The organism is Neorhizobium sp. R1-B, assembly GCF_004368875.1.
GTDB lineage: Bacteria > Pseudomonadota > Alphaproteobacteria > Rhizobiales > Rhizobiaceae > Neorhizobium > Neorhizobium huautlense.
Window position 1 is genome coordinate 257108 of sequence record NZ_SOEM01000003.1, and the last position, 18893, is coordinate 276000.

16 protein-coding genes are annotated in these 18893 nt (G+C 62.0%); 8 read left to right on the forward strand and 8 right to left on the reverse strand.

From position 1 onward, the window contains the following. Positions 1-103: 103 nt before the first annotated feature. Both EDE05_RS26730 and EDE05_RS06255 read right to left on the reverse strand, forming a co-directional pair. The gene (locus EDE05_RS26730) at positions 104-982 is read right to left on the reverse strand and encodes a hypothetical protein (protein WP_207914808.1); all 879 of its coding nucleotides are present in this window, start codon (positions 980-982) and stop codon (positions 104-106) included. Between the two features lie 413 nt (positions 983-1395). Then, entirely contained in the window at positions 1396-5094 is a 3699-nt protein-coding gene (locus tag EDE05_RS06255) for a response regulator (RefSeq protein WP_132409223.1), read from the reverse strand. A 401-nt stretch (positions 5095-5495) separates the two neighbouring features. On the opposite strand from EDE05_RS06255, the gene EDE05_RS06260 reads away from it, so the two are divergent. Beyond that, on the forward strand, positions 5496-5828 hold the full coding sequence (locus tag EDE05_RS06260; protein ID WP_105373980.1) for a hypothetical protein: 333 nt from the start codon (positions 5496-5498) through the stop codon (positions 5826-5828). Positions 5829-6224: 396 nt separating this feature from the next. Continuing rightward, complete coding sequence (locus EDE05_RS06265; RefSeq protein ID WP_132409225.1) at positions 6225-7988, forward strand: DEAD/DEAH box helicase; 1764 nt, start codon at positions 6225-6227, stop codon at positions 7986-7988. A 44-nt stretch (positions 7989-8032) separates the two neighbouring features. Here the strand turns inward: EDE05_RS06265 and EDE05_RS06270 are convergent, their stop codons facing one another. After that, entirely contained in the window at positions 8033-8776 is a 744-nt protein-coding gene (locus EDE05_RS06270) for an SDR family oxidoreductase (protein WP_134100586.1), read from the reverse strand. 86 nt (positions 8777-8862) lie between these two features. Beyond that, entirely contained in the window at positions 8863-9735 is an 873-nt protein-coding gene (locus EDE05_RS06275) for a DMT family transporter (RefSeq protein WP_132409229.1), read from the reverse strand. A 335-nt stretch (positions 9736-10070) separates the two neighbouring features. Here EDE05_RS06275 and EDE05_RS06280 point away from each other — a divergent pair, with 335 nt between their 5' ends. From EDE05_RS06280 to EDE05_RS06290, 3 genes are read left to right on the forward strand one after another with little or no spacing between them, the layout of a single operon-like run. Then, complete coding sequence (locus EDE05_RS06280; protein ID WP_132409231.1) at positions 10071-11480, forward strand: circularly permuted type 2 ATP-grasp protein; 1410 nt, start codon at positions 10071-10073, stop codon at positions 11478-11480. 9 nt (positions 11481-11489) lie between these two features. After that, positions 11490-12431: an alpha-E domain-containing protein gene (locus EDE05_RS06285; RefSeq protein ID WP_105373976.1), complete on the forward strand. Its 942-nt coding sequence runs from the start codon at positions 11490-11492 to the stop codon at positions 12429-12431. 26 nt (positions 12432-12457) lie between these two features. Then, entirely contained in the window at positions 12458-13306 is an 849-nt protein-coding gene (locus tag EDE05_RS06290) for a transglutaminase family protein (RefSeq protein WP_132409233.1), read from the forward strand. Positions 13307-13390: 84 nt separating this feature from the next. On the opposite strand, the gene EDE05_RS06295 is transcribed toward EDE05_RS06290, so the two are convergent. Both EDE05_RS06295 and EDE05_RS06300 read right to left on the reverse strand, forming a co-directional pair. After that, positions 13391-13822: a type II toxin-antitoxin system VapC family toxin gene (locus EDE05_RS06295; RefSeq protein ID WP_245505073.1), complete on the reverse strand. Its 432-nt coding sequence runs from the start codon at positions 13820-13822 to the stop codon at positions 13391-13393. Beyond that, the gene (locus tag EDE05_RS06300) at positions 13804-14052 is read right to left on the reverse strand and encodes a type II toxin-antitoxin system Phd/YefM family antitoxin (protein ID WP_132409237.1); all 249 of its coding nucleotides are present in this window, start codon (positions 14050-14052) and stop codon (positions 13804-13806) included. The genes EDE05_RS06295 and EDE05_RS06300 overlap by 19 nt, the downstream gene beginning before the upstream one ends. 118 nt (positions 14053-14170) lie before the next feature. Here EDE05_RS06300 and EDE05_RS06305 point away from each other — a divergent pair, with 118 nt between their 5' ends. Continuing rightward, positions 14171-14644 (forward strand): hypothetical protein, encoded by a 474-nt coding sequence (locus tag EDE05_RS06305; RefSeq protein ID WP_132409239.1) that lies wholly within the window; start codon positions 14171-14173, stop codon positions 14642-14644. Positions 14645-14689: 45 nt separating this feature from the next. On the opposite strand, the gene EDE05_RS06310 is transcribed toward EDE05_RS06305, so the two are convergent. Together EDE05_RS06310 and EDE05_RS06315 are read right to left on the reverse strand one after the other, a co-directional pair. Continuing rightward, complete coding sequence (locus tag EDE05_RS06310) at positions 14690-14902, reverse strand: DUF3329 domain-containing protein (protein WP_132409241.1); 213 nt, start codon at positions 14900-14902, stop codon at positions 14690-14692. A gap of 3 nt (positions 14903-14905) precedes the next feature. Beyond that, a complete protein-coding gene (locus EDE05_RS06315; RefSeq protein ID WP_132409243.1) occupies positions 14906-16138 on the reverse strand; it encodes an ROK family transcriptional regulator in 1233 nt (410 codons plus the stop codon). 199 nt (positions 16139-16337) lie between these two features. Here EDE05_RS06315 and xylF point away from each other — a divergent pair, with 199 nt between their 5' ends. Together xylF and EDE05_RS06325 are read left to right on the forward strand one after the other, a co-directional pair. Continuing rightward, positions 16338-17378 (forward strand): D-xylose ABC transporter substrate-binding protein, encoded by a 1041-nt coding sequence (xylF, locus tag EDE05_RS06320; protein WP_105373971.1) that lies wholly within the window; start codon positions 16338-16340, stop codon positions 17376-17378. A gap of 182 nt (positions 17379-17560) precedes the next feature. After that, positions 17561-18886: a sugar ABC transporter permease gene (locus EDE05_RS06325; RefSeq protein ID WP_132409245.1), complete on the forward strand. Its 1326-nt coding sequence runs from the start codon at positions 17561-17563 to the stop codon at positions 18884-18886. Positions 18887-18893 lie beyond the last annotated feature (7 nt).

Consider the following 18893-nt stretch of genomic DNA (forward strand, 5'->3'; position numbering starts at 1 on the left):
CCGGTTCCACCGTGCCGATGTGCTTTTGTGTCAGTAGATGGCTACCTTCCGGAAAAGGTTTGGCCGGGACTTTGCCGGTATTGTCGTGCCACACGGCATCAACTCAGGGAGTTGCCGCTTCGGCCGTAGCAGTGTCTCCGCTGGCGGCGGTTTCGACCGGATCGGTATCGTCCGGCTCTCCGTTAACGGTTTCGTCCGGCGAAGGCGTTTCGGTTGTGTCCTCATCCGCATCCGTATCGTCGGTGGGTTCGGTCGTCTGCTTCGCCAGCGCTTCTCTCATCTTGTCGATCGTGCCGACCGCCGGTCCGACGCCAAGCACGTCCTTCGCCCAGCCGAGGGCTTCCGGCGCGACCGTCTCCATTTTTCCCGCCGCCGCCAAAGCCTCGCTCAGGGCCGCATCGCCGAGAACAGGATCGTCCGCCGGCGGCGCGGCGCCGTGCGTGAGCTCATATTGTGCGTAGGCAGTGCTGAAGGCGGAAATCGCCGCCATCCGAGGATCGGCCGTATTCATCAGCGCGTGGTAATTGCGTTTCAGCGAATTCAGCCCGGCCAGTTGGGCAGCGAGATTTTTCTCCGGCTTTGCCTTCTGAGCCGCCGCTGACTTCCGGCCAACTGCCGTGGTCGCCCCCTTGCCGACGGTCTTTACGTTCGGCTTCGACTTGCCGGCCTGCTGCGATCTGCTGGCCTTGTCGGTCCGGCTGTCGGCGCTCCGGCCGTTCGCCCCCTTGCTTCCCGAACGGTCGCCGCTTTTGCCGCCACTGTGGCCACCGCCGCCGTGACCGCCTCCTCCGCCTCCTCCTCCATTGCCGCCACCGCCGCCGCCTCCACCACCGCCGTTACCGCCGCCTCCGCCACCACCATTACCGCCGCCGTTGCCGCCCTTTGCAAAGGCTGGCGAACTATCGACCAAGATCATGTTCAGAGGGGCAAGCGCCAATGTCGTGGAAAGACAGAGAACGCCGAGGATATGGGAGAGCTGCATGATGTTCCTTCTGACCTGCTTGGGGAAGCCCTGTGCACAGGCTCAAAGAGAACAGCATGTTTATAAACATCTATTTTAGCACGTACTTACAATTCGAGCTTTCGCCGCCTGTTCAGTTATTTATTTGCGCAGGGAGCGGGCGAGACCGGGTTGAAGAAGGAAACGGTCGTTTGAAGCGGGATGCGAAAAAACCGGCCATCTCAGCGAGCCGGAGCCCGCCTGAGGGCTCGCGCCGGTCCGCCAAGGCGCGAGCCCTTCACCAGACGCAGCACTTACTGGGAAAATTAGGGCTCGACCGTTTTTCCCGTTCGAGCCCTCAACAGTCTGTTGAGCGAATGGAGAATGGCACAATCGTTGCGCCGAAAAACCCCCCATACGGGTTAGTACAATGGGAGTAGGCAATCCACTGTGAGCTAGCCTGAAACCGAATGCGCGGCACCGCCGCCGATCCAGGCACGGATCTTGGATTCCAGAGCCTCCGGGCTGATCGGCTTCGACAGATAATCGTCCATGCCGGCCTTGATGCAGAGTTCACGGTCGCTTTCCAGCGCATGCGCGGTCACCCCGATGATCGGCGTGTGCGACCCGCTCTGCTTCTCCAGCTCGCGGATCTTCTGGGTCGCTTGATGTCCGTTCATGACCGGCATGGACACGTCCATCAGGATCACCGCCGGCTCGTGCTCTTTCCAGGCCTCGACGGCCTCGGCACCGTTCTTGACGATTTGGAATAGCCAGCCGGTCGATTGCAGGATCTGCGTGAAGACGATCTGATTGACCTCGTTGTCCTCCGCAACCAGCACATCGAGGGCCGGACTGGAACGCATGGGAGGTGTGGAGACCGGTTCGTCGGCGATGACGGGCACGGAAGAAGGTACCGGACGGGAGTTGGGCTCCGTCCGATGGGAAGGGACAGGAATTGCCTCCGACCGGACCTGAAGGTTCTCCAGCGCGCGCCGCTTCGTGCGGATCGAGCGAACCACGTCGATGATCGTGCTGCGCAGTAGGTTGGCGCGGGCGGGCTTCATCAGATGCGCCTGGATATTGAGCGCCTGGAAGGTGCTGTCGTCGCTGGCCATGTCCATGGAGGTCAGAAAGATGACACCGGTGCCGTCGAACCGGGCGTCGCGCCGCAGGTTACGGGCGAAGTCGAGGCCGTTCATTTCCGGCATGTGGTAGTCGAGCACAATGGCATCGACAACCACGCCGATCCGGGCGGCCTCGCCGAGGATCGCAAGCCCCTCGGCACCGCCGTCGGCGGCGACTGCATCGAAGCCCCACATCGAAAGCTGCTCGCCAAGGATTCGGCGGTTGACGGGATTGTCGTCGACCACCAGGATGCGCGCGCCGCTCGTATTGATCGGCAAAACCGTCTGGACGTTGCGTTCGCTGACGACGTCGAACGGCAGATGCACGGTAAAGGCCGAACCCCGTCCCAGCTCGCTTTCGACCTCGATGCGCCCGCCGAAGAGCTCCGTAAGGCCGGCGGTAATGGCAAGCCCGAGCCCGGTGCCTTCGTGGCGGCGGGTGGAGGACGTATCCACCTGCGAGAACTTCTCGAAAACTGCTCGGAGCTTCTCTTCCGGGATACCGAGGCCGGTATCCTCGATGCGGACGGTGAGCATCATCTTGCCTGGGCCTGCCGGCTTCGACATCAGGTCGATGAAGACATGGCCCTTTTCGGTGAACTTCACCGCATTGCCGACCAGGTTGGTGATGATCTGGCGGAACCGGCCCGCATCTCCCATGACCGTCTCGCGCACGGACGCATCGCCGCGCACGATGAGCTCGATGTCCTTTTCCGCGGCTGATGAGGAGAGCAGCGTCGCCACGTCCTCGATCGCCTCGACCGGATCGAAGGGCGCCTTGCGGAGCTTCATCTGGCCTGCATCGATCTTGGAGAAGTCGAGGATGTCGTTGATGATGGTGAGCAGCGCATTGCCCGACTTGACGATGATGTCGATGAACGTCTTTTGGCGGGTATCGAGATTGGACTTGGCGAGCAGCTCGGCCATGCCCAGCACGCCGTTCATCGGAGTGCGGATTTCGTGGCTCATGTTGGCGAGGAATTCGGACTTCGCCCGGTCTGCCGCCTCGGCGCGCTGCAGAAGCCGCGTCAGCTCCTCCTCGCGTTCCTTCGTGTCGGTCACATCCGTGAAGATGGCAAGCCAGTGATCGCTGCCGGTGATATTGGCTTCGACATGGATCCACTTGCGCCCTTCGACCCGGAAATCGGCGAATACCGGCTTTCCGGCGGCCAGGTTTTCCTCCCAGCTCCTGAGCGTATCGGCGGCCACGTCCGGCGGACCGAGGTCGCCGCGCCTGACGCAGAAGCGGAAGATGTCCCGCCACTGTTTGCCAGGCGTGGCCATTTCCGCCGGCATTTCGAGCATGCTCGCCAAAGCGTCGTTGCAGAAGATGATTTCGCCGTCATGCAGGATCAGAAGGCCCTGCGACATCGCGCTGGTGGCGTCGCGCATCAGCGCGCCGTGCTGTTCGAGTGCCGCGCGGGCCTCGTGGATCTCCTGCTCCCGCTTGCGGATGGCGGTGATGTCCATGTAGGTCAGCAGCGTCTTGCCGCCGGAAAGCCCGGTACCGGAAATGACGATGCTGCGGCCGTTGCGGCTTTTCACCTCGATCGGCGGCCTGTCGTCGCCTTCCGTCAGCGCCGCGATCCGGCCCTGGTAGATCTCCTCGAAGCTGAGGTTCGAACCGGCATAGATGCCGCGATCGAAATTGACCTTGAGGAAGTCGCGATAGGAGCGGCCGGGCAGGTCGAACTGCTCGCCTGCATCCCAGAAATCGTAAAATGTCGGGTTTGCGTATTCGAAGTTGAACGTCTCGTCGAGAATGGCAATGCCGACCGGAATGGCGCTGAGGATGGTCTGCAGATCTTCGCCGACCTTCTCCGCCTTCCTCTGGGCTTCCTTGATAAGCGAGACATCCATCCGCGAACCCACCAGATGGTGGGCGCCGTCAGCGGTCGTGATCCGCCGCAGGCGCGTGATGACCGGCACGATCGAGCCGTCGGGGAAGGTCACGTCCTCCGACTTGTCGATCGTCTCCCCATCCATGATGCGGTCGTTTTCAAGACGGAACCTCTCCGCCGCGTCCGGAAACATCTCCGTTTCCGTCTTGCCGAGAAACTGCTCGCGCGGGGCGCCGAGCATCGCTTCGTAGGCGGCATTGGCATAGGTCAGCTGGTGATCGCTGTTGCGGGCGAAAACCGGGACCGGCAGATCCTCCAGCACGGCGCGCAGCAGCTCCGTCTCGGCGACCCGCGCCCGCAGGAGCATTTCCTGCTCCTTGAAGTCCGTCACGTCGTGACGAACGGCAAGCAGCAACCCATTCTCGAGGCGCTTGTTGAGGCTCCGCATCCACCGCCCATCGGACAGCTGATAGATGCTTTCCGAGTAGGGCAGCCGGAACGGTTTCATCCGCTCCTCGATCCAGGCCGCCTTGCCGGGCGTTTCCGCCGCGATCTTCTCCGGCGACAACCGCTTGCGCCGGTCATAGGCATGACCGAGGATTTCCCTCAGCGTCATGCCACGCCTTACCTCGATCGACATCGACGCGAAATAGTTCGACAGCTCCGAGTTCCAGTAGAGCAGCGAGTCGTTCCTGTCGTAGATGCCGATGCCCATTTCGAGCATGTCGAGTGCATCGTCGACCAGGGCGCTATCGAACACCGACATGGGTTCGCTGGACTGGCCGGCTTGCCCGCCCTGCATCTCGACGTTCAGCCCTCCGGCAACGCTCAGCGTCGTCGCCGGCACGAACGAGCCGAAGAGATAGGTATGGTCATCTTCTGTGAGAAAGCGCTCGATGTGGATTTGATGCCGCGCGACGCCCGCGCGGTCGTAACAGAAGGCGGCTTCCTCGGTACCGAAGACGATCGCCCGGCATTCCTTTTCCTTGCGATCGGCGTCCACCCCGCCGCCGAAGAGGCCGCCGCTCGTTTTGCCGATGAGTTCATGCGCGTGTTTGCCGAAGAGCCGGGCATAGGCGGCATTCACCGCCACGTAAGTGAGGGCGCTGTCCTTGATGAAGGCGGGTTCGGCGAGATCGTTGATCCGCTCGCACGCCGTTCTCAGCAGTTCACTTTCCGTCTCCACCTTCCACTCCGCGCTCCGGCCGAAACCGGTTCGATTCGTTGGTTCCCAATTGACGGATAACAGCACGCGCACGTTAACAACGCGTTGTTGATGCGGCAGGCAAGCGGCGCAATTTCAGCGATTTATCCGGATCGTTCGGCAATTTCTCCCAAGAGGAATCGCAGCGCTGCGAAGGAGCGGCGGAACGAGGAGATTCGGCAGATCCTAAAATCGCCTTTATTTAACCAATATTTTGCCAAAGTAACCATCACAGGACGCATGAGCCTCGATATTTTCAACTTGAGGTCGAGAGAGGCTGAACAGCCGTTCAGACTACTCGTCGTGGGATTTCATGAATCCGCCGCCTTTGCAGGCGACTTTTCTTCCGTGCCCTTAATCACGAGAGGGAAAGGAACAAAGACATGTCCGTACTGCAAAAGAGCATCTCCGCGGGCCTCATGGCACTTACGGTAGCTGGCGCTTTAACGGCGGCCGCTCCGGCTGCTCAAGCCCGCGACCGACATCATGACGACGTCTGGACCGGCGTCGCAGCCGGGCTTGCGGGCGGCATCATCGGCGGTGCGATCGTCTCAGGATCGCAGCGGCCGGTTTACGTAGAACCGGAATACGATTATGCACCGCCGCCGCCGCGGCGCGTCTACTACCGCACCCAGTATGCACCGCGCTGCCATTATGAATGGGTCGAGAACGAGTGGGGCGAAGCCTATCGCGCCCGCGTCTGCCCGCGCTACTGACCCGACAACAGCAGTTCATGCCAAGCCCGCGCTCGCACGAGCGCGGGCTTTTCCTTTCAGCCGGTGGGGCTCCATGGGGCGACGAAATGGAGCGAGACCCGGTTCCCCCTCTCGCAATTGCGAAACATTCACTTGACTTTTGCCCCCAGATCCACCAAATGCGCATCAGCTTTCACCTTCCGGCCGCCGCGTGAGCTGGCCCCGCGTTCAAAATAACCGCGAAGAAGGAACAAGGCGCATAGATAGATCGCCCTGACCCTCAGGGTTTAAGCGCTGGAAAGCAATTTCCAACTTGCAAGTTCCCACTTCACGCGGGGTTCTTGACGCCACAGGCAGACCGGACGGCATGGTGCCGGCCCCGGCATAGGCTTGCGGCGCCCCGAAAAGGTATTCGACTTGACGAATTTCCAAGAGCTTGGCCTTGCCAAGCAGCTCGTAGCCACTCTTTTTGCGCTTGGTTACGAAACGCCCACGCCGATCCAGGCCCAGGCGATCCCACAGCTTCTCGAAGGCCGCGACATGATCGGCCTGGCACAGACCGGCACCGGCAAGACCGCTGCGTTCGGCCTCCCGCTCATCGAAATGCTCCTGAAGGACCCCAAGCGTCCCGACAACCGCACCACCCGCACCCTCGTGCTGGCGCCGACCCGCGAACTGGTGAACCAGATCGCTGCCAACCTGAAGAGCTATGTCCGCAACACGCCGCTGAAGATCAACGCCGTTGTCGGCGGCGCATCGATCAACAAGCAGCAGTTGCAGCTGGAAAAAGGCACCGACATTCTCGTTGCCACCCCCGGCCGCCTGCTTGACCTGATCGCCCGCCGCGCAATCGGCTTGACGACGGTGCGCTACCTGGTGCTCGACGAAGCCGACCAGATGCTCGACCTCGGCTTTATTCACGATCTGCGCAAGATCTCGAAGATGGTTCCAAAGAACCGTCAGACGCTTCTGTTCTCCGCCACCATGCCGAAGGCGATCGCCGATCTCGCAGCCGACTTCCTCAAGGATCCGGTCCAGGTATCGGTCACCCCTCCGGGCAAGGCTGCCGACAAGGTAGAGCAATTCGTCCACTTCGTCGTCGGCAAGAACGACAAGACCGATCTTCTCAAGAAGTCGCTCGAAACCAATCCCGATGGCCGCGCCATGGTCTTCCTGCGCACCAAGCACGGCGCCGAGAAGCTTTCAAAGCATCTCGAACATATCGGCTTCAAGGTTGCCTCGATCCACGGCAACAAGAGCCAGGGTCAGCGCGAGCGGGCGCTGAAAGCATTCCGCGACAACGAGATCCGCGTGCTCGTGGCAACCGACGTCGCTGCCCGCGGCATCGACATCCCCGGCGTGACGCATGTCTTCAACTATGATCTGCCGGAAGTGCCGGACGCCTACGTGCACCGCATCGGCCGCACCGCCCGTGCCGGCCGCGACGGCATCGCAATTGCCTTCTGCGCACCGGACGAAGCCGGTCTTCTGCGTGACATCGAGCGCCTGATGGGCATCGAAATCGCAACCGCCTCCGGCGAGCGTCCGGAGGGCATGAGCCGTCCGTCGCGTGGCGGCGGCAACCGTGGCGGCGCCAATCGCGGCCGTGGCGGCAACGGCGCAGGCCAGGGTCGCGGTCGTGGAAACGGCGAAGGCCGTCCCGAGCGCCGCGAACGCCCGGCCCGCAAGCCCTTCTTCGCGGCCGAAGGTGCCGAGGGCGGCGCCCGTTCGGAAGAACGCGGCGAGCGTCAGGATCGTCCGTTCCGTGGCGATCGCCCGCAGCGTCCGCATGGCGACCGTCCGAACCGGGGCGAACGCCGTAACGAGGACTTCCGCGGCCAGCGTCGCGGCGAAGAAGCACCGCGTTTCGAAGCCGACAATGATCTTTCCACGACGTCGGATTTTCGCTCCGCCAAGAAGCAGTTCGGCCCCAGGGATGGGATAACGGCCGGCGCCGAAGGCAGACCGGCTCGCAAGGAACATCGCAAGGGCAATGGCGGCCAGAACCCGCATGCGGCACATGCCCCGCATGAATCCGGCAACCAGCGCAAGGCGCATAACGGCGGCCAGGGCCGTCCGGCACATGCCGGTCAGCCGCAGGGTGAAAACCGCGGCCCCGTCCGTTTCGGCAACGACAACCGCAATGGCGGCCAGCAGGGCCGCAAACGCAGCCGGGCATGAACAACGACTAAAAAAGAGGCCGCTTGAAGCGGCCTCTTTTTTTGTCATTTGACGGCAGCGTTTCCGCCGTCTGCAAAAAGCGCTGTCCCGGCGACGAAAGTTGCCATCGGGCCGGCGAGGAAAAGAGCGGCCCGGGCAATCTCGTCCGGATGTGCGATGCGTTTCATTGCATGCAGCCCGGCCGCCCATTCCTTCTGCGCCGCGTCACCGGCCATAGGGGTGTCCGTACCGCCGGGCAATAGCGCATTGGCGCGAATGCCTTGCGCCCCATAGTCGGCTGTAATCCCCTTGACCAATCCCATCAAGCCCGCCTTGGAAGCGCCATAGGTGGCCATGCCGGGAATGCCGACGCTGGTGCCGACGAAGGTGGAGGTGAAGATGATCGAACCGCCGCCGCGTTCGAGCATGGCCGGGATTTGTGAGCGTGCGCCGAGAAAGGCGCTGGCAAGATTCATGGTCATGGTCTGCTGCCATTCATCCAGTGTCACCTCCGCCAGCGGCTTGTAAGGCCCGACCGTGCCGGCATTGTTCAAGGCGATGTCGAGACCGCCGAAGCGCTCCGTCGCCGCATCGATCAGTCTTCGGTGTGTCTCCTCTTCGGCAACATCGCCCGCTACGGCAATCGCGCGGCCGCCGGCAGCCTGGATTTCCGAAACCAGCTTCTGCAGTTCCGCCTCCCCTCGCGCATTGGCGACGACGGCGGCTCCCTCTGCCGCAAAGAGCAGCGCGGAGGCGCGGCCGATGCCGCTCGATGCGCCGGTGACGATGGCAACTTTGTTATTCAGCATGATGTAGCTCCTGTTGGGTTACATCTGCTGTCTATGGCTGCCCGGCTCCCGCCGACACCCGTTTCTTGACCCGAAAAGAAAGCCCCTCAGGCCCGCCGGTTCACCAGGTAGACGCCCAGCACGACGATCACCGTTCCGACGATCATCGGCAGTGTCAGCGGCTCGCCGAAGAGGATCGCGGCCTCGATCGCCACGACCGGCGGCATGAGGTAGATCAGCGAGGCCGCGCGAGACACCTGGCCGCGGCGGATGAGATAGAGCAGCAGGCCGACCGCGCCCATCGAAATGCCGAAGACGGACCATGCCATGGCGAACATCGCCTCGTGCGTCCAATCGAAACGCAGGTTCTCCAGGAGAAGCGCGAGCGGCACCGTCACGATCAGCGCGCCGACGAATTGCAGCGTGGCGATCGAGAAAAGATCACCCTCCTGCAGGTGCCGTTTCTGGTAGAGCGTCCCGTAGGTCACCGAGGTCATCGCGACGAGATTGATCAGCACCGGAAAGGCAAGCCCCGCAAGACCTCGATCGAACACGTCGAGGAGCTGCGGCGAAATCGCGATCAGGATGCCGGCAAAGCCGAGCACCAGCCCGAGCTTCTGCATCGGCCGCAGCCGCTCGCTGATGAAGAAGGGGGCGGCGAGCGCAGTCAGCAGTGGCTGCAGACCGGCAATGATGCCGGACAAGCCCGCAGGCACGCCCTGCCCGATCGCATACCAGACGCCTGACAGATAGAGGCCGTGCAGGAAGATGCCGGAGATGATCGCATAGCCGAATTGGATTTTCGTTCGCGGCCATTTCGCCCCCACGACCAAACAGACGGCGAAGAAGGCTATCGCGGCAAGCGAGTGGCGCACGACGAGGAAAGTCAGGGGATCGGCGTGCACCACCGCATATTTCGCGACGATCCAGCCCGTGGACCACAGGAGAACGAAAAGGGCCGGAGCCAGGCGATCAAGCATGAGGGATTTTCCGGCTGATTGTCACAAAAGGCAGGTGGCGCCTGTCTATGCGGGGCTGCCTCGATGGTCAAAGCAGAAAAACTGATCACTTCATTGAACAAAGCTTCAAAGGCCTGAACAGCGCTTGGGCATCTGGCGCTTTTGCAGGCAGTGGGGTCACCACCGGCCCCTGGAGATGGAACTTGTCCTCCCGCGGGAACGGCACATCTATGGATGTGGCGGCGCGCCGAATTCCATGATTTTCAACGCGCCGGAATCTTCGCGGGCAATTGTGCATGGTTCTTGCATTGCGATCTGCGTTGTATTCAAATGGCTGAAAAAAGGGGAACGCGCCTTTGGCATTTGATGAAATGTTGACTGCGGAAAATCTTCCGCGCCCGCCCTACAAGACCTATCATGAATGGTATACCAGCCAGGATGCGGCCCATCTGATCCGCAAGACCCAGGACGCGGAAGACATCTTCAGGAAAACCGGCATCACCTTCGCGGTCTACGGACACGCAGACAGTTCCGAAAAGCTCATCCCCTTCGACATCATCCCCCGCATCATTTCCGCTCGCGAATGGCGCAAGCTGGCGCAAGGCATCGAGCAGCGGGTTCTGGCGCTCAACGCCTTCCTCGACGACATCTACCACAAGCAGGAAATCATCAAGGCAGGCCGCATTCCGCGCGAACTGATCGAGAAGAACGTCGCCTTCCTGCCGGAGATGATCGGTTTCAAGCCGCCCGGCGGCGTCTATACCCATATCGTCGGCACCGATATCGTGCGTACCGGCGAGGACCAGTTCTACGTGCTGGAGGACAATGCCCGCACGCCGTCCGGCGTCAGCTACATGCTGGAAAACCGGGAAACCATGATGCAGATGTTCCCGGAGCTGTTTGCGCTGAACAAGGTGCAGCGGGTCGAGGACTATCCGAGGCTCCTGCGCCAGTCGCTCGCCTCGCTGGCGCCGGCCGGCTGCAAGGGCAAACCGCGCGTCGCAGTGCTGACGCCGGGCATCTTCAATTCCGCCTATTACGAACACTCGTTCCTTGCCGACCAGATGGGCGTCGAACTCGTCGAAGGCGGCGACCTGCGCGTCATCGACGGGCGCGTCAAGATGCGCACAACGAGGGGCTACGAGGCGATCGACGTGCTCTACCGCCGCGTCGACGACGACTTTCTCGATCCCCTCACCTTCCGGCCCGATTCCGCGCTCGGCATTCCCGGCATCATGGACGTCTACCGCGCCGGCAACATCACCATCGCCAATGCGCCGGGCACCGGCATTTCCGACGACAAGGCGATCTACTCCTATATGCCGGAGATCGTCGAGTTCTACACCGGCCGCAAGGCGCTTCTGGAAAACGTGCCGACCTGGCGCTGTTCCGAGCCCGACAGCCTGAAATACGTGCTGGAGCATATCGAGGAACTGGTGATCAAGGAGGTGCACGGCTCCGGCGGCTACGGCATGTTGGTGGGCCCGACGGCCACCAAGAAGGAGCGCTCCGACTTCGCCGAGAAACTCGCCGCCAAGCCGAACAACTACATCGCCCAGCCGACGCTGGCGCTGTCCACCGTGCCGATCTTCGTCAACAAGGGCATCGCCCCCCGGCACGTCGACCTGCGCCCCTACGTGCTGGTTTCCGACAAGGTGAAGATCATTCCCGGCGGACTGACCCGCGTGGCGCTGAAACAAGGATCCCTGGTTGTCAATTCCAGCCAGGGCGGCGGCACCAAGGACACCTGGGTTCTGGAAGATTGAGGCGGTAGAATGCTTGGAAGAACTGCAAACGGCCTCTACTGGATGTTTCGCTACATCGAGAGGGCCGAAAATATCGCCCGCCTGGTCGATGCCGGCTTGCGCGTCTCGCTGACCCGCGCCGGTTCGAGCGACGAGGACTGGGACGGGGTGCTGCAGAGCGCCGGCGTCCGCGAAGCCTATTCGGAAGTGCACCCGCAACTGACTGCCGCCGATGCCATCGACTATCTGCTGCGCGACCAGTCCAACCCGTCGAGCGTCATGTCCTGCATCGACTGGGGGCGCAACAATGCCCGCATGGTGCGGACGGCTCTGACGCGGGAGACCTGGGAAGCCACCAACGAGGCGTGGATCGACCTGAAGGCACGGCTTGCCCGCAAGCCGAAACAGGCCGACCTGCCCGAACTGATCGACGGGATCAAGCACCGCTGCGGGCTGATCCGCGGCGCCTTCCACGGCTCGATGCTCAGGAACGATCTTTACAACTTCTCGCGCATCGGCACCTTCATCGAGAGAGCGGACAATACCAGCCGCATCCTCGACGTGAAATATTACGTGCTGTTGCCGGCCGTCAGCCACGTGGGCTCGGCGCTCGACAATTTCCAATGGGAATCGATCCTGCGTTCGGTCTCCGCCCACCGCTCCTATGGCTGGGTCTACGACGGCGAATACCAGTCGGCGAATATCGCAGACTTCCTGATCCTCAAGGTCCAGATGCCCCGCTCGCTTGCCTATTGCTACGAGAAGATCGTCAGCAATCTCGGTTATATCGCCGAAGACTACGGCGAGCGGCTGAAGGCCCATGAGACGGCCGACGCGATCCGTTCGACGCTGAAGCGCGGCTCGATCACCGACATCATGGATCAGGGCCTGCATGAATTTCTGGAAGACTTCGTCAGCCGCAACAATCAGTTGAGTGCCGAGATTTCCGAAGGCTACCGCTTCTACCACTAGGCCCACAGGCACAGGATTTACCGCACATGCGGCTGAAGATTTCCCACACGACCGAATATCTCTACGACCAGCCGGTGCCCTACTCGCTGCAGCGGCTGCGGTTGACGCCGGTCGACGGACCGACCCAGAAAGTCATCAACTGGGCAATCACCGTCGACGGCGCCAAGGTCGAGGCCGGCTACGCCGACCAGTACGGCAACCGGATCGAGCTTGTATCGGCCGAAGGCACGGAACACACGATCCGCATCAGCGCATCCGGAGAGGTCGAGACCAGCGACAAAGCCGGCGTCTTCGGACCGCATCAGGGCTTTTGTCCGCTCTGGCTTTTCCTGCGCGAGACGCCGCGCACCAAGGCGGGCAAGCTGATCAAGGGCCTCGCCAAAAGCCTGACGGGCGACAGCGAGCTTGCCAGGATGCACGCGCTGATGGAGGCGATCCACGGAACGGTCGCCTATACGCCGGGAACGACCGACACCGAGACCACCGCGGAAGAGGCCCTGGAGGCGAAGACCGGCGTCTGCCAGGACCACGCACATATCTTCGTCTCCGCGGCCCGGCTCCTCGATATCCCGGCCCGCTACGTTTCCGGTTATCTGCTGATGGAAGGCACGATCGAACAGGTGGCAACTCATGCTTGGGCCGAAGTGCACCTGCCCGGTCTCGGCTGGGTCGGGTTTGATGCCGCGAACAATATCTGCCCGGACGACCGTTATGTGCGGATCGCCTCCGGGCTCTGCTACCGCGACTGCGCGCCGGTGTCCGGGATGCGCCTCGGCCTTGCCGGCGAAAATCTCAAGGTTTCCCTGACGGTCGCGCCGAGCCAGACGCAAAGCCAGAGCCAGAACGGTCAAAGTCAGAGCCAGACGCAGGGATAGAAGCGTTCGGCAGAGCCGATTGCGGCGACGAACGCGCGCCGAACCGAACAAGCCGCCGGGAGGCGTGGCGTCATCGAGTGCTCATCAAAGCGAGGCGTCAACCGTCGCAACGTGCCCCTGATCGTTGCTGTATGCAAGGATTGCGCGATCCGCCGTTAAAAGCGGGATTCCGAAGTGACGGGCAGTCGCTACGAGCCATCTGTCGGCGGGATCGCTGTGAAAGTTTCCAGGCAGGCGGACACTGTCGACTGATATGGCCGGCTCGAGCTGAGTCCATCTGACTCCCGGCCTGTTAAGGTTTCGCTCGAGCCACAATCCGACTTCAAGGCTGAGAGCGAGTTTGCCCCGTTCCGCCAACAACGCAATCTCCCAGCAGGTGATGACCGATATAAACAGATCATCGCCCTCGGCGGCCTCATTCAGAAGCCGAATCGCATTGCGGCCGAGGCGTTTGTCCTCCTCCACGGCCCAAACCACCACATGAGTGTCAGCCAGGATCACTTCAAGGCGTCCCATTCGCCGGGGTCGATTGCCGGGGCAAAGGGGTCGTCATAGCGAAGCACGGAACCTTTCATGACCCCCACAATGCCCTTCTTTCCGGTAGGCGCCTCAAGGACGGGCGTGAGTACGGCCACCGGCCGCCCACGTTTGGTGATGGTGATCGGCTGACCATCTTCATTCATTTCGTCGATCAAGCGCAGGCATGTGGCCTTAAACTCGGCTGCGGCAACTGTCTTGGCTGTCATGACCATATTTCCTGTACATGATTACTTCTATATAGTCATTTTCGACCTCGCTCAATAGGCCGCAAGCTCGGCTCCACCTCCGCATGGTCCGCTCCTCATCCGAAAAGCGAGGTGACCCATGCTGTTTGGGCAATCCGTCTTTCAGTCGGTGCTGACGCGGCTGAAGGAAGAACAGGGCGAGGAAGACGCCGACGAGACGGATGCTGGGTTCCGCATAAAGGGACTTGGCCTCGGTTTCGTCGCCCCAGCGGACGATGGCCCCACCGGCACCGCGACCGGGACGGAAGCCTATTTCGCATTCCTGCCCGAACTGGCGGACATCGAACCCGCCTTATATGAGCCGGAGCCGGAAGGCTCGCCTGTGCCGCAGATCCCACCCCACCTGCTTCGGGTGACACAGGAAGAGATTGCAGAGGAACTGGCGATTACCGCTGGCGATACGGAGGCGACGCTTGCTGAAAAGCGGCGGCGATTCGCCAAGGCCAACCACCCCGACGGGGTCGCGCCGGAATTTCGCGACAACGCCGATATCCGCATGAAGACGGCCAACCTGTTGATCGACACGGCAATCAAGGGGCTTTCCTGGCGATAGCTTGCGTCAGGCGACCTGGCCTTGAGGGACGGCGGATAGGCAAAGTCAGTCCCTCGGCTCCTCCGAAGGCTTTTCTGCCGGTGCGCTGCGCTTTTCCAAAAACAGCTTATAGGTCGCATAGATGCCGACGGCACCGACAATGATCCCCCAGAACGGCTCGCCGCTGTAGAATTCGAACCCTGCCCAGACGAAGCAGACGGCGACAATCAGAAGCCGCCGCCAGAGCGGTGCGTAGAACGGATGGTTCGGATCGATCATGTCTTATTCTCCTGCCGCGCGAACAGGGGGATGCGGCCTTGAGAGAATGATATCCTGGTCCGCGATCGAAAAAGCAAGATTGAGATGGCCTTCGAAGACAAGCGACGGCTCGTCCGGCGCCACCGTCAGGGCCGGCATGCCGCCGAGCCGCACCACCTGCGCTTCGGAAAGCCCCTCTTCGATGCCTGCCTGCAGAAGGTCCTGATGCCGCGTTCCCGGCCCGGTGATGTAGACCGGCATATGGCCATGCAGGCTGAGCAGGCGCGAAAGCCCATTTCCGAGCGCAACGCCGGCCTGCCGGAAGGCGAGCTGCGCCCTGCGATTGCCCTGCCGGGCCTGAGCGGCGATCTTGTCGATCTCGGCAAGCGGCACGAACTTGGCCGGAATGGTATCGATCGGCACTTCGAACGCGGTGCGCAGGATGGCATAAAGGCCCGCATAGGCCTCGATGCAGCCACGGGCTCCGCAGCGACAGAGGGCTCCGTTGGGGATATGCAGCATATGCCCGAAATTTGGAGCCGATATGTCCGGCCCTGCCGCCGTGCCGCGGCGTCCGATCCCCAGGCCGATGCTGTGGCCGAGCGAAAGCGCCGCAAGAACCGGTTCGCCTTCACGCTCCTTTTTTTCCTCGCGCTCCAGAAGCGCGCCGGCAACGAGCAGGGTCTCGTTGTTGAGGATGACTTTCGCGTGCCACTCGCCCTTTAATACCGCGGTGAAATCCACCGGCTGGGCGCCGAAGACCGGCGACCAGACAAGGACAGGTTCCGACGCATGCGCCAGGCCCTTGCTGCTGACCGAGACCAGCAGGACCTCGTTCGGACCGATCCGCGAGCGGGTGAGCGCTCGTGCCAGCGCTGCCGAAATGGAATCGATGAAGGCCGCAGTACCGCCCTCCCCACGCGGCTCGGCAAACCGGTCGAGAAGTGTGCCGGCATAATCCACCAGGGAATACTGAATGGAATCCGATGAAATAATGACGATGATCAGGTAGCCGCAACTGCGCCGCTGGCTGAAGAGCACGCGCGGCCGCCCCCGGCCCGTCGCCGCCTGCTGCTCGATCTTTTCGATGACGCCTGCACGCTCCAGCTCGGCCGTGATGGCGGATATGGTGGCCGAAGCCAGGCCCGTCGCATCGGAAATCTCGGTATGGGCGAGACGGCCATGGCGACGCAATGCAGACAGCACGAGTGCGCTGTTCTGCTGCCGGACCAGTTCGGTACTCGATTTCGCCAGCATGCCTTCCGGGGTTCTCCTCGCCTCTGTCGATACGGCAGCGCCCTGTCCTCCACAAGTGCCGATTGACAGCCATTTGAATCTCTGACATCTAATTTCTCGACTGTCGAGAAAAAAGCTCGGAGGCTTTGCCCGACAGGTAATCTGGCGGGGGGAGAGCACGGAGGCTTTTGGCCCATCCGCCGTCACTCGGGAGGACATTATGAGATCTTTTGTAAAGCTGATGGCCGGCGCGGCCATCCTCGTTTCCATGCAAACCGCTGCCATGGCAGCCGACCTCGTCGTCGGTGTATCCTGGTCGAACTTCCAGGAAGAACGCTGGAAGACGGACGAAGCCGCGATCAAGAAGGCGCTCGAAGCTGCCGGTGCAAAGTACATTTCCGCTGACGCCCAGTCTTCCGCCGCCAAGCAGCTGACCGACGTCGAATCACTGATTTCGCAGGGCGCCAACGCGCTGATCGTGCTCGCCCAGGACAGCGACGCCATTGCGCCCGCGATCGAAAAGGCAACCGCCGAAGGCATTCCGGTTGTCGGCTACGACCGCCTGATCGAAAACCCTGAGGCCTTCTACATCACCTTCGACAACAAGGAAGTCGGCCGCATGCAGGCGCAGGGCGTCTTCAAGGTGAAGCCGGAAGGCAACTATGTCTTCATCAAGGGCTCGTCTTCCGACCCGAACGCGGACTTCCTGTTCGCCGGCCAGATGGAAGTGCTGAAGGCAGCGGTCGATGCCGGCAAGATCAAGAATGTCGGCGAAGCCTATACGGACGGCTGGAAGCCCGAGAACGCCCAGAAGAACATGGAGCAGTTCCTGACCAAGAACAACAACAAGGTCGACGCGGTCGTCGCATCGAACGACGGCACTGCCGGCGGCGCGATTGCGGCACTCGACGCGCAGGGCCTGGCAGGCTCGGTACCGGTCTCCGGCCAGGATGCCGACAAGGCCGCGCTCAACCGCGTTGCCCTTGGCACCCAGACGGTTTCCGTCTGGAAAGACAGCCGCGAACTCGGCAAGACCGCTGCTGAAATCGCCCTCGCACTCGCTTCCGGCAAGAAGATGACCGAGATCCCGAACGTCCAGACCTTCGACGGCGGGCCGAAGAAGCAGAAGATGCAGTCGGTCTTCCTGAAGCCCCTGCCGATCACCAAGGACAACCTCGACGTGGTCATCAAGGCCGGCTGGATCAGCAAGGCTGAAGCCTGCCAGGGCGTCAAGGCTGGCGCGGTCGCAGCCTGCAAGTAAGAATGGCCATATCCAGCCGATAAACATGCCGACGCCGCAGCGTTTCTGCCGCGGCGTCGGCTTTCGGCGTAAGATGCGCGGCCGCGTGAACAAGCGAGAAGCGGCAAAGCGCCATTGAGAGGTGCTGACCGGCCGGTGATTTCCGGCTGCAATGCCTTCAAAAAGGTGGGGAACGGCGAAAGATGGCCGATACAATGCAAACCACAACGAAATCGACGACATCGGGGGGGACGGGTCAGGCGGAGGGCAACCTGCTGTCGCGCTTCTTCCGCGCAACCGAGATCGACACCCGCATGCTCGGCATGATCGGCGCGCTGCTGATCATCTGGGTCGGTTTCCACATATTGACGGGCGGCCTCTTCCTGACGCCGCGAAACCTCTGGAACCTTTCGGTACAGACCGCCTCCGTCGCCGTCATGGCAACGGGCATGGTGCTGGTCATCGTGACCCGCAATATCGACCTTTCGGTCGGTTCCATCCTCGGCTTCACCGGCATGATCATGGGCGTGCTTCAGGCCCGACTGCTGCCGGAAATGCTGGGATTCAATCATCCCGCCATCTGGCTGATCACGCTCTGCGCGGGACTGCTGATCGGCGGCCTGATCGGCACGCTGCACGGCGCCATCATCGCCTTCCTCAACGTCCCCTCCTTCATCGTCACGCTCGGCGGTCTGCTTGTCTGGCGCGGTGCCACCTGGTTCGTCACGAGCGGCCAGACAGTTGCCCCGATGGATGCAAATTTCCGCCTGATGGGTGGTGGCACGGAAGGGTCTATCGGCGCCACCTGGAGCTGGGTCGTCGGCGTGCTGGCCTGTCTTGCGATCGTCGCAGCGATCATTAATGCAAGGCATCAGCGCAAGCGCTTCCACTTCCCCCGCCGGCCGGTATGGGCCGAATACGTGCTGGTCGCGCTCGGCTGCGCCATCGTGCTCGGAGCGGTCTATATCGCCAATAACTATTACTGGCCGATCAATATCGCCCGCCGCTACGCCGAAGCGAACAACATTGCCTGGCCGGAAGGCGGACTGTTCATTTCGCAAGGCATTGCGGTGCCGGTTCTGATGGCGATCGCCGTCGGTATCGTCATGACCTTCATCGCCACCAGGCTCCGCTTCGGCCGTTATGTCTTTGCGATCGGCGGCAATCCGGAAGCGGCAGAACTCGCCGGCATCAAGACGCGCTGGGTGACGGTCAAGATCTTCGCGCTGATGGGCGTGCTCTGCGCCATCGCCGCGGCGATCTCAACCGCCCGCCTCAACGCTGCGACCAATGCGCAGGGTGAACTCGACGAGCTTTATACCATCGCCGCGGCGGTCATCGGCGGCACGTCGCTTGCCGGCGGCATGGGATCGATCGCCGGCGCAATGCTGGGGGCGCTCGTCATGCAGTCCCTTCAGTCCGGCATGGTGCTGCTCGGCATCGACACGCCCTTCCAGCGCATCGTCGTGGGCATGGTGCTCGTCGTCGCCGTATGGCTCGACACCGTCTATCGCGCCAGAGCCAAGTAAATAGGAG

Coding starts and splice junctions, on each gene's coding strand:
- EDE05_RS26730 (WP_207914808.1), bottom strand. CDS start 982: ATGCAGCTCTCCCATATCCTCGGCGTTCTCTGTCTTTCCACGACATTG.
- EDE05_RS06260 (WP_105373980.1), top strand. CDS start 5,496: ATGTCCGTACTGCAAAAGAGCATCTCCGCGGGCCTCATGGCACTTACG.
- EDE05_RS06270 (WP_134100586.1), bottom strand. CDS start 8,776: ATGCTGAATAACAAAGTTGCCATCGTCACCGGCGCATCGAGCGGCATC.
- EDE05_RS06275 (WP_132409229.1), bottom strand. CDS start 9,735: ATGCTTGATCGCCTGGCTCCGGCCCTTTTCGTTCTCCTGTGGTCCACG.
- EDE05_RS06285 (WP_105373976.1), top strand. CDS start 11,490: ATGCTTGGAAGAACTGCAAACGGCCTCTACTGGATGTTTCGCTACATC.
- EDE05_RS06290 (WP_132409233.1), top strand. CDS start 12,458: ATGCGGCTGAAGATTTCCCACACGACCGAATATCTCTACGACCAGCCG.
- EDE05_RS06295 (WP_245505073.1), bottom strand. CDS start 13,822: ATGGGACGCCTTGAAGTGATCCTGGCTGACACTCATGTGGTGGTTTGG.
- EDE05_RS06300 (WP_132409237.1), bottom strand. CDS start 14,052: ATGACAGCCAAGACAGTTGCCGCAGCCGAGTTTAAGGCCACATGCCTG.
- EDE05_RS06305 (WP_132409239.1), top strand. CDS start 14,171: ATGCTGTTTGGGCAATCCGTCTTTCAGTCGGTGCTGACGCGGCTGAAG.
- EDE05_RS06310 (WP_132409241.1), bottom strand. CDS start 14,902: ATGATCGATCCGAACCATCCGTTCTACGCACCGCTCTGGCGGCGGCTT.
- EDE05_RS06315 (WP_132409243.1), bottom strand. CDS start 16,138: ATGCTGGCGAAATCGAGTACCGAACTGGTCCGGCAGCAGAACAGCGCA.
- xylF (WP_105373971.1), top strand. CDS start 16,338: ATGAGATCTTTTGTAAAGCTGATGGCCGGCGCGGCCATCCTCGTTTCC.
- EDE05_RS06325 (WP_132409245.1), top strand. CDS start 17,561: ATGGCCGATACAATGCAAACCACAACGAAATCGACGACATCGGGGGGG.